This window comes from Flavobacterium sp. (assembly GCF_044368995.1).
Lineage (GTDB): Bacteria > Bacteroidota > Bacteroidia > Flavobacteriales > Flavobacteriaceae > Flavobacterium.
The window spans coordinates 1-10,275 of record NZ_JBIPMS010000059.1 but is presented as its reverse complement, the minus strand read 5'-3'; the positions used below and the strand labels follow the sequence as shown (position 1 = coordinate 10,275).

General features: G+C 31.5%; 9 protein-coding genes and 1 pseudogene. 5 read left to right on the top strand and 5 right to left on the bottom strand.

Going from position 1 to position 10,275, the window contains the following annotated elements:
• The coding region (locus ACIQ2I_RS05650; RefSeq protein ID WP_396181460.1) for a hypothetical protein at positions 1-199 on the top strand (199 nt) is incomplete at its 5' end.
• 30 nt (positions 200-229) lie between these two features.
• On the opposite strand, the gene ACIQ2I_RS05645 is transcribed toward ACIQ2I_RS05650, so the two are convergent.
• The 4 genes from ACIQ2I_RS05645 to glyA form a co-directional block, all read right to left on the bottom strand.
• On the bottom strand, positions 230-1,099 hold the full coding sequence (locus ACIQ2I_RS05645; protein WP_396181459.1) for a cation diffusion facilitator family transporter: 870 nt from the start codon (positions 1,097-1,099) through the stop codon (positions 230-232).
• A 13-nt stretch (positions 1,100-1,112) separates the two neighbouring features.
• Positions 1,113-3,335 carry a M20/M25/M40 family metallo-hydrolase gene (locus ACIQ2I_RS05640; RefSeq protein WP_396181458.1) on the bottom strand — a complete coding sequence of 741 codons (2,223 nt, stop codon included), beginning with the start codon at positions 3,333-3,335 and terminating at the stop codon, positions 1,113-1,115.
• 57 nt (positions 3,336-3,392) lie between these two features.
• Positions 3,393-3,980, bottom strand: a complete 588-nt coding sequence (locus ACIQ2I_RS05635; RefSeq protein ID WP_396181461.1) for a tRNA-(ms[2]io[6]A)-hydroxylase — start codon at positions 3,978-3,980, stop codon at positions 3,393-3,395.
• 117 nt (positions 3,981-4,097) lie between these two features.
• Positions 4,098-5,372, bottom strand: a complete 1,275-nt coding sequence (gene glyA, locus ACIQ2I_RS05630) for a serine hydroxymethyltransferase (protein WP_396181457.1) — start codon at positions 5,370-5,372, stop codon at positions 4,098-4,100.
• A gap of 111 nt (positions 5,373-5,483) precedes the next feature.
• Between glyA and fahA the strand changes: the two genes are divergently transcribed.
• Positions 5,484-6,770: a fumarylacetoacetase gene (gene fahA / locus ACIQ2I_RS05625; RefSeq protein ID WP_396181456.1), complete on the top strand. Its 1,287-nt coding sequence runs from the start codon at positions 5,484-5,486 to the stop codon at positions 6,768-6,770.
• 56 nt (positions 6,771-6,826) lie between these two features.
• Here fahA and ytxJ read toward each other — a convergent pair whose 3' ends face one another.
• Positions 6,827-7,225 carry a bacillithiol system redox-active protein YtxJ gene (gene ytxJ, locus ACIQ2I_RS05620; RefSeq protein WP_396181455.1) on the bottom strand — a complete coding sequence of 133 codons (399 nt, stop codon included), beginning with the start codon at positions 7,223-7,225 and terminating at the stop codon, positions 6,827-6,829.
• A 145-nt stretch (positions 7,226-7,370) separates the two neighbouring features.
• Between ytxJ and ACIQ2I_RS05615 the strand changes: the two genes are divergently transcribed.
• The 3 genes and pseudogenes from ACIQ2I_RS05615 to ACIQ2I_RS05605 form a co-directional block, all read left to right on the top strand.
• Positions 7,371-8,165, top strand: a complete 795-nt coding sequence (locus ACIQ2I_RS05615) for a sulfite exporter TauE/SafE family protein (protein WP_396181454.1) — start codon at positions 7,371-7,373, stop codon at positions 8,163-8,165.
• 30 nt (positions 8,166-8,195) lie between these two features.
• On the top strand, positions 8,196-9,770 hold the full coding sequence (locus tag ACIQ2I_RS05610; protein ID WP_396181453.1) for a S41 family peptidase: 1,575 nt from the start codon (positions 8,196-8,198) through the stop codon (positions 9,768-9,770).
• A 70-nt stretch (positions 9,771-9,840) separates the two neighbouring features.
• Positions 9,841-10,275: pseudogene (locus ACIQ2I_RS05605) on the top strand (aldose 1-epimerase family protein); the annotation flags it as partial.

Sequence of the window (10,275 nt, the reverse complement as noted above, 5' to 3'; positions counted from 1 at the left end):
ATATCAAATAGAAATGCTTACGAATCTTCAACATGCGAATACAGAAATAGTTTCCAATCAAATTGAATTATTACAAAATGCGGCTATTAAAAACGAAAATATATTTGCCTTATTAATGGAAGCTACTAAAGTGTGTTCATTAGGACAAATTACTAGCGGATTATTTGAAGTGGGTGGACAATACAGACGCAATATGTAATTTTGACAGCTTTTTAAGATGTTTTTAATGTTACTCATTCGGTTCAATATGAATTAAGACGTGACCTAATTCTGAAATCTGACTTCTTAAAGTGTCTTTTAATTTGTGAGCCAAATCATGCCCATCTTTTACCGAAATAGTTGCATCTACAATAGCATGTAAGTCAACATGATATTTCATTCCTGCTTTTCTGATAAAGCATTTTTCTGTCCCTATAATTCCAGCAACTTTTAACGATTCTTTGCGGATGTTTTCTACTAAATCGTCATATCGATGTTCGTCCATAATTTCACCTAAAGCAGGTCTGAAAATTAGATAACTATTATAAATGATAAAAAAGGAAGCCAATAAAGCCGCCCAATCATCTGCAGATTCGTAGCCCTTTCCTAAAAGTAAAGCAATTGAAATTCCTATAAAAGCGGCAATTGAAGTAATGGCATCACTTCTATGGTGCCAAGCATCTGCTTTAAGCGAAGAACTATTTGTGATAATACTTTTTTTCATTACCATTTGAAATGAAAATTCTTTCCAACCTATAATTAATGCCAGAACAATTAGTGTCCAAGATTTTGGCAAGTCATGCGGTGTACCAATATTTAGTATGCTTTCGTAAGCAATAATTGTAGCGGAAGTAATTAAAAAACCTACGACTAGAAAAGTAATTAATGGTTCGGCTCTTCCGTGACCGTAAGGATGATTTTCATCTGCAGGTCTGTTGGAATATTTTATACCAAATAAAACTAAAAACGACGCAAAGATATCCGTTGTAGATTCAATAGCATCAGCAATTAACGCATAAGAATTTCCAAAAAAACCAGCTAATCCTTTTATAATCGCCAAGCTCGTATTGCTAATTATACTAAAATAGGTGGCTTTTATAGCGGTTTGCTCGTTTGTCATTTATTAGTTTTTGTTAAAACGTTACGTTTACTTTGTTTGTTTTTCCATCTCTTATAAAAACTACTTCTTTAGTTTCTCCAGAATTAATTTTAGACAAACATTCCATGTAACTATATACTTCTTTTACCTCGCAATCGCCAATTTTAGTAATAATATCACCTTCTTTAATTCCTGCTTTAATGGCTGGTCGGTCTTCAGTTACACCGTCTACGTGTAATCCATCTCCATGTTCTGCATAATCTGGCATAATACCAAGTGTTACTTTGTATTTTGCCATTTTCTTTTCGCTATTTATTTTAGTTTTGGTAAATGTTACGTTTTCTTTATTGGCTAATTCATTTGCAATTCTAAAAACATAATTTACAATATTGGTTACGCCATAATAATTAATTTTTTCTTCATCGTCACTTGGTTTGTGGTAATCTTCATGCGTTCCTGTAAATAAAAACAGTACTGGAATATCTTTTAAGTAAAATGAAGTATGATCAGATGGTCCAATTCCGCCAGTTTCTTCCGTAACTCCAAATCCAGCAGGTTTGTTTCGTTGAATTAATTCTGAGAAAATAGGAGAGGTGCCGGTTCCTCCAACTATAAGACTTTTCTTATCGTCTAATCTCCCAATCATATCCATATTTATCATTGTGATTACATTTGGATAAAGTGTTTTTATTGATTCAGCCATGTGCTTCGAACCAATTAAACCATCTTCTTCACCAGCAAATAATGCAAAAATGAAATTTACTTTTTCCTTGGTATTGTTTTTTGTATAAATACGAGCCAAATCTAAAACTCCAGCTACACCAGATGCGTTATCGTCTGCGCCATTATGTATCATGCCTTTCGAGAAAGGTTTGGTTGAATTATTATGTTCGTTTTTTCCTAAATGGTCGTAATGCGCACCTATAACAATGGTTTTGTTTGCACCATTATCCAAATAAGCAATTACATTATTCGAATTTAATAAATTTCCTACAACTGTTGAATCTGCATGTGGATTGGTTTTGTAGCGATATGAAAATGGTTGTAAAAATGTTTTGTTGTACGGTTCTAAACCTAATTTTTTAAATTCACTTTCTATGTATCTTGCTGCTGTTTTTTCAGCTTTACTCCCTGAAAGTCTTCCTTCTAAGGCATCAGAAGCTAAATAGGTAATGTGTTTTTTTAAATTTTTACTATCTGCATTTTCAACTTCATCTGTTTCTACCCAATCTGCAATAAATACATTTGTTTCACGCGCTTTGTCTTGTTGGCGATTACTTGAAAATACTAATTTTTTTCCGTCAGGAGAAAATTGTGGAAACGCATTAAATTCACTTTCATAGGTAATTTGTTTCAATCCAGTACCATCAATATTTATCATGTATAATTGAAAATCATATCCTTTCGTAGCGTGGTGATTGGATGAAAAAATAATTTTTTTATCTGATGGATGAAAAAACGGCGCCCAATTGGCTTTTCCTAATTTAGTAATTTGTTTTAAATCTGAGCCATCAATATTACAGGTGTAAATTTCCATATTAGTTGGCATCACTAAATTTTCTGCTAATAAATCTTTGTATTCTTTAATGTCTTTTTCTGAAGTAGGGCGAGAAGAACGAAAGACTAATTTTTTACTATCGTGTGAAAAGAAACATCCGCCATCATATCCTAAACCAAACGTAATTTGTTTTAAATTACTACCGTCTATATCCATAGTATAAATTTCTAAATCACCTGAACGTATACTGGTAAATGCTATCTTTTTTCCGTCAGGCGAAACCACTGCTTCTGCATCATATCCTGGAGAATTGGTTAGTTTTTTTACAATTTCACCCGCTTTAGTTGCCATATAAATTTCAAATTCCGGATAAATAGCCCAAAGATATTTTCCGTCTTTTGGTTTTGTTGGAGCAGGACAAGCCACATTCGCTTCATGTGTAGAGGCATAAATAATATGCTTTCCATCTGGCATAAAATAAGAGCATGTCGTTCTTCCTTTTCCTGTTGACACTAATTTTAGGTTATTGAAATCGCTTACTGGTTGAGTTAAATCTAACGAATAAATTTGATCGCAAGGCACACCGAATTGTGTGTTAGTAACTTGCATGGTTAAATTTTTACTATCTGGACTAAAATAAGCCTCAGCATTATCACCACCAAAAGTAAGTTTTTTAATGTTTTGTATGTTTCTTTCTTGACCTTGAACAGTTATGGAAAGAAGAATAAACGAAATAACTGCGAATTTTTTTATTGGCATTATGTATTGATTTTAATTCTTTTTTATTTTTACTTTTAACTATTTATTTGTTGCTTTCTAACCATGTACAGTAATACCTTCTCCATATTTTGCTATGATGCTAGCTTCATGATTTAGCCATGCTTTCCAACGTTTTTCTACATCGATATTTCCGGCATATTTTCTAGCTAAATTTATAAAAGTGGTATAGTGAGCCGCTTCGCTTTCCATTAAATCTCTATAAAACTGAGCTAACTCTTCGTCTTTTAAATTCTCAGAAAGTACTTTAAACCGTTCACAACTTCTGGCTTCAATCATGGCTGCAAAAAGCAAACGTTCTATTAGACCACATGCTCTGCTTCCGTCTGAAGATTGCTTCATGAATTTGGCTAATTCGTTTACATAATCGTCTTTTCGTTCTCTTAAAAATTCGTAACCACGTGCTTTAATAATGTCATGAACCATTTGAAAATGTTGCATTTCTTCAATAGAAATCGCGGTCATCTCTGATACCAAATCTTCTTTTTCTGCATTATTAATAATAAGCATTATGGCATTAGTTGCTGCTTTTTGTTCGCACCAAGCATGGTCGCTTAAAATATCTTCTAAGTTTTCTTCTACTATATTTGCCCAACGAGGATCGGTGGGTAATTGTAATCGTAAAATAGACATATTGTTGAAGTTTATGAGGTTTATAATGTTTAAAAAGTGTATTTGTTTAAAAAGGCATTATGATTATTACATAATACCTTTTTTATTTAGGTTACTTTTTATTTATGTCAATTAAAAAACAAACATAGCTCTTTCGCCCATAAGTTCGTTAACTTCTTCGGCTACTTCTTCTAAAATGGTTTCGTTAGTATAATTCATAAGTACTTTATCAATTAAGGCAACAACTGTTTCCATGTCTTCTTCAACTAATCCACGTGTTGTGATTGCTGGTGTTCCAACACGAATTCCTGATGTCACAAATGGCGATTTATCATCAAACGGTACCATGTTTTTATTTACAGTAATTTCCGCTTTAACCAATGCGTTTTCGGCATCTTTACCAGAAATATTTTTGTTACGTAAATCAATCAACATCATGTGATTGTCAGTCCCTCCAGAAATTAATTTATAACCTCTTTTATTAAAAGCCTCTGCCATAGCTTTTGCATTTTTTTGCATTTGTAAAGCATAACGGAAAAATTCATCTGTTAAAGCTTCACCAAACGCGACTGCTTTAGCAGCAATAATATGCATTAATGGACCTCCTTGATTTCCAGGAAAAACAGACATATCTAAAATATGACTCATCATTCTAATATCACCTTTAGGAGTAGTTAATCCCCATGGGTTTTCAAAATCTTTCCCCATCATAATTAAACCGCCACGAGGACCACGTAATGTTTTATGAGTTGTAGTAGTTACAATATGGCAATGTGGAATTGGATCGTTCAATAATCCTTTCGCAATTAATCCAGATGGATGAGAAATATCAGCTAATAAAAGTGCCCCAACAGAATCTGCAATTTCACGGAAACGTTTAAAATCCATATCACGAGAATAAGCGGATGCGCCTGCAATAATCATTTTAGGTTGTTCTTTTGTTGCAATTTTTTGAATTGTATCGTAATTTAACATTCCAGTCTCTTCTTCTACACCATAAAAACTAGCGGTATATAATTTCCCTGAAAAATTTACTGGCGATCCATGTGTTAAATGCCCTCCGTGAGCCAAATCGAAACCTAAAATTTTATCACCTGGTTGTAAGCAAGCTGCAAAAACAGCAGTATTTGCTTGCGAACCCGAATGAGGTTGCACGTTGGCATATTCGGCTCCAAATAATTCTTTTACTCGATCAATAGCAACTTGCTCTACAATATCTACTACTTCACAACCGCCATAATATCTTTTTCCAGGATATCCTTCCGCGTATTTATTGGTTAAACAAGAACCAGCTGCTTCCATTACCTGGTCGCTCACAAAGTTTTCTGAAGCAATTAATTCAATTCCATGAATTTGTCTGTCTTGCTCGTCTAAAATAAGGTCAAAAATAAGTTCGTCGCGTTGCATTTGAATGTATAAATTTAAATTTTGTCAAAAATACAAAAAATGTTTGGTAAATTAAATGTATAGTTTAAATTTGATTGCTCAATTATTAACAAAAATATACAAAATATAGATATGCCAAATTATGCTAACGATCCAAGTAAAAAATCTTGGTTAGAGATTAAAAATGAAAGTGATTTTCCTATTCAAAATATTCCATTTGGGGTTTTTATTACCAAAGAAGATGTAATTACTATCGGAACTAGAATTGGTGACTATGCTATTGATATGGGGGCTTTACAGCAATTAGGTTATTTTGAAGGCATCGACCTTACAGACGATATGTTTATGCAAGACACCTTAAACGACTTTATTTCTGATGGAAAAAAGACATGGCGATTGGTTAGAAACAGGTTGTCTGATATTTTTTTAGATTCCAATCCAAAATTAAGAGATAATGATTCCCATAAAAATGTTGTAATTTTTAAGATTGATGATGTAGAAATGTTATTGCCTGTACAAATCGGTGATTACACAGATTTTTATTCAAGTAAAGAACACGCTACTAATGTAGGAAAAATGTTCCGTGATCCAGAAAATGCATTATTACCAAACTGGTTGCATATTCCAGTAGGATATCACGGTAGGAGTTCGACTATTGTTCCTAGTGGAATACCAGTTCATAGACCTTACGGACAAACGTTACCAAATGGAGAAACACAACCCGTTTTTGGACCTTCAAGATTGGTAGATTTTGAATTAGAAATGGCTTTTATTACTACTGATGCGAATTTAATGGGTGAACCTGTTTCTGTAGCAGAAGCAGAAGCATCCATTTTCGGAATGGTTTTATTCAATGATTGGTCTGCAAGAGATATTCAGAAATGGGAATATGTGCCGCTTGGGCCGTTTTTAGCGAAAAATTTTGCATCGTCAATTTCGCCATGGATTGTTACTTTGGATGCTTTGGAACCCTTTCGTTGTGCTTCACCAGAGCAAAGCCCGAAACCTTTACCATATTTACAACAAACGGGTAGTCATGCTTACGACATCAATTTACAAGTAGCCATTCATCCAGAAAATTCAGTTGAAACTATTGTCTCCAACTCTAATTTTAAATATATGTATTGGACAATGAGTCAGCAATTGGCACATCATACAATCAATGGTTGTAGAGTAAATTCTGGAGATATGATGGGAAGTGGAACGATTTCTGGACCAACACCAGATTCTTTTGGTTCGATGCTAGAATTATCTTGGGGTGGACAAAATCCAATTAAAATGAACGACGGTTCTGAACGTAAATTTATTAACGATAATGATACGGTAATAATTAGAGGATATTGTAAAAATAATGAGGTAAGAATTGGTTTTGGAGAAGTATCAAGCAAATTACTTCCAGCAATTGAATTGAAATTTTAAATTTAAAAATTTTAAATTATATAAAATACTCCTAAATTTTTTTAGGAGTATTTTTTTTATGTAAACTGCTTTAAATCTTCCGCAGAAATACTATCGTGTGATTCATTAAAAACCGCTTTTCCATTTCTGATCACAACTATTTGTGGCGATTGATGAACAACATGATACCTGCTTGCAATTTCGTTAGATAAATCTCGGTGATTTAATAAATCTAATAAATACCAATCTATTTTTTCTTCAGGATAATTAAATTCTGCATCAAATTGTTTTAAAACCATTCTGCTGATACTACATCTTGTACTGTGTTTGAATAAGACAACCGGTTTTGTTTTAGAAATTTCATCAATCTCATCAAATTGTTCCATTTTATCTAATTCAAAATATTTCACATCTTCTTTTGAAGATTCTGATATGTTTGATGAGGTTTCCTTAAAGATATTTTTTAAAAAGTTCATTTTTGCTATTTTTTTAAGCCAATTTGCATTAGGAATTTAAATTAACTTATTTTTTACAAATATACTACAACTTATGCTGAATTAAAAAGTTATAAAATAATAGTATATTTGAAAATAATTTTTCACCACATTATGAATAAAATTAATGAATCTAGTTGAATTATTTGCTCAGCACGACTTTTCTATTTTAGTAATAATTGCCATTGCCTCACTTTTCGCTGGATTTATTGATGCTGTTGTAGGTGGCGGCGGATTAATTCAGTTTCCTGCTTTTATGATTATGTTTCCAAATTCAAGTATTCCAACTGCATTTGGGACTAACAAAATAGCGGGACTTTCAGGTACTTCAATCGCAGCTGTTCAATATGCAAAACTAGTAAAGTTTAATTGGAAATTATTGTTAATTACCGCTTTTAGCTCTTTTATTTTTTCTTTTATCGGTGCCAAATTAGTCAGTCGAATTGACGTGAATATTCTGAAACCTTTTATCTTTTTCATGTTAATTGCAATTGCCATTTATACTTTTAAAAAGAAAGATTTTGGTTCTTATTCTACAAAAATATTAACCGATAAAAAAAAATATTTATTTGGATTTTTATTGGGTATTTTTATTGGTTTTTATGATGGTTTTTTAGGTCCAGGAACTGGAAGTTTTCTGGTTTTAGGATTTGTAGCGTTATTGGGGTTTGAATTTTTAGAAGCATCCGCTTATGCGAAAATAATAAATTGTATCACCAATATTTCAGCACTTTACGTGTTTATTTCGCAAGGAAATTATATTTTAGAAATTGCAATTATTATGGCAATTTCCAATATATCAGGAAGTATAATTGGCACCAGAATGGCGATTTTAAAAGGCAACCAATTTATTCGGAAATTATTTTTACTTGTGGTAGGTATAATGATTATTCGTTATGGATATGATGTTTTTTTTAGTTAGATTTGTTTTTCATTATAAAATCCCAAATTTATGAAGAACTTTTTAATCATTTTCGGTACGCTATTTTTATTTTCTTGTCAATCTACCAAGAAATTTAATCAGCAATTGACAGAGCCTATTGAAGCAGATAAACTTCAAAAAGATGTAGATTATTCGTATAAAAAACTCAAACAATTACATCCAAAATTATATTGGTATATTTCTAAAGAAAAATTAGATTATAAGTTTGATAGCTTAAAAAAATCTATTCAACAACCTATGACCGGTTTGGCTTTCTATAAAGAATTGAGCCAAGTAGTTAAAAATATTGGGCAAGGGCATTTAGGTGTTTCACCAAGTTTACCAAAATTCACCAAAAAAGAAATACAAGCAATTAATAAAAAAGGGCAATCAGCTTTTTCACAATTTGATTTTGAATATATAGACAACAAATTAATTATTACAAAAAATCGCTCGCGTCATAAAATACAAGCTCACACTGAAGTTGTTTCTATAAACTCCGAAAACCCGTCAGATTTACTTTTAAAATTTTCAAAAAGAATGGCATCTGACGGTTTTAATAAAACTTTTTTTAAAAGATATTTGGGCAAATACTTTGGTACTTTTTTTACCTATGAAAAAGGTATGATACAAGAAAGTTTGCAATTGGTTGTTAAATTTGAAGGAAAAGATTCTCTTTTTGTAGTAAAACGAGATACATTCGGGTCGAATTCAAATCAAAAAAAGCTACAATTATCCAAAAAAGTAAAAAAAGATAAAGCAAAATTTAATAGTAAATATGGTTTTAATAAAGATACTAAAACATTTAATAGGGCATTGAATTTTGTAAATAACGATAGCATAACAGCGATTATGTCTATTAAAGGTTTTTCAAACGGAAGTTCTCATGAATTTTACGAAGATGCATTTAATATTTTATCTGTTGCTAACACTAAAAATTTAATTATTGATTTGCGTAATAATGGTGGCGGTAGATTGAATGAAATTGCTGATTTATATAGTTATTTAGTTTCTAAACCGTTTGTTTTTATTGATAATTATGAAGTAGTATCAAGAACCAGTTTTTTGCATATGAATTATTTTAAAGGAAGTGTTTATGTTACTAAATTTTTTAAGATTTTAGGCGCACCTATCTTTTATCCTTTATTTTATTTTAAAACAAGAAAAGAAGCAAGTGGTACCTATTTAAGTAATCGACATTCTAAGCAACGTAACCCAAAACCAACTAGCTTTAAAGGGAAAATTTATGTATTAATTAATGGTGGTAGTTTTTCAGCATCAAGTATTATTTCTTCAAATTTAAAGTCAAATCAACGTGCTTTTTTTGTAGGTGAAGAAACTGGAGGTGCTTATAATGGTACAGTTGCAGCTCAAATGCCTTTGGTGCAATTACCAAATAGTAAAGTAAATTTACGAATAGGTTTAGCTTTGGTGAGTGCCACTGGTAAAACCAATATTGAAGGAAGAGGCATTTTTCCAGATAAAGAAATTTTACCAACTTTAGAAGATAGAAAAAGCAACATCGATCCAGAATTGAATTGGATTTTAGAGGATATTAGAAGAGAAAAAGATGTAGAAATATTAATTAAACCCAAAAATAACTAGTTGTAAATCAGATTGATGAAATTATTAAAATTTTAGAAATTTATTTAATCTGTGTTTAAAAAAATATAAAATGATTATAACAATTTCCAATTCGCAACTTTCGGCAACCATAAATACTTTAGGAGCTGAATTAATTTCATTAGTAAAAAATAACAAAAACTACATTTGGCAAGTAGATGAAACTTATTGGAATAAGACCTCACCAATATTGTTTCCTATTGTTGGTCGTCTGAAAAATGATAATTATACCTTTAATGGAAAAACCTATCAGCTCCCACGACATGGATTTGCTAGAAATATGGAATTTACTTTCGATAAAAAAAGTGAATATCAAGTTATTTTTGAGGTAGAGGCAACCAAAGAAACAAAAGCAAATTACCCATTTGATTTTAAACTGTTAATCGCTTACACGTTTATGGAAAACGAATTAGTTATTGAGTATTTTGTTCGAAATCAATCAGATGAAGTATTGCCGTTTTCTATTGGTGCACATCCTGCTTTTGCA

Excerpts from the sequence above, each read along its gene's own strand:
- ACIQ2I_RS05610 (WP_396181453.1), top strand. The coding sequence starts at position 8,196 with ATGAAGAACTTTTTAATCATTTTCGGTACGCTATTTTTATTTTCTTGT.
- glyA (WP_396181457.1), bottom strand. The coding sequence starts at position 5,372 with ATGCAACGCGACGAACTTATTTTTGACCTTATTTTAGACGAGCAAGAC.
- ACIQ2I_RS05615 (WP_396181454.1), top strand. The coding sequence starts at position 7,371 with ATGAATCTAGTTGAATTATTTGCTCAGCACGACTTTTCTATTTTAGTA.
- ACIQ2I_RS05645 (WP_396181459.1), bottom strand. The coding sequence starts at position 1,099 with ATGACAAACGAGCAAACCGCTATAAAAGCCACCTATTTTAGTATAATT.
- ytxJ (WP_396181455.1), bottom strand. The coding sequence starts at position 7,225 with ATGAACTTTTTAAAAAATATCTTTAAGGAAACCTCATCAAACATATCA.
- fahA (WP_396181456.1), top strand. The coding sequence starts at position 5,484 with ATGCCAAATTATGCTAACGATCCAAGTAAAAAATCTTGGTTAGAGATT.
- ACIQ2I_RS05640 (WP_396181458.1), bottom strand. The coding sequence starts at position 3,335 with ATGCCAATAAAAAAATTCGCAGTTATTTCGTTTATTCTTCTTTCCATA.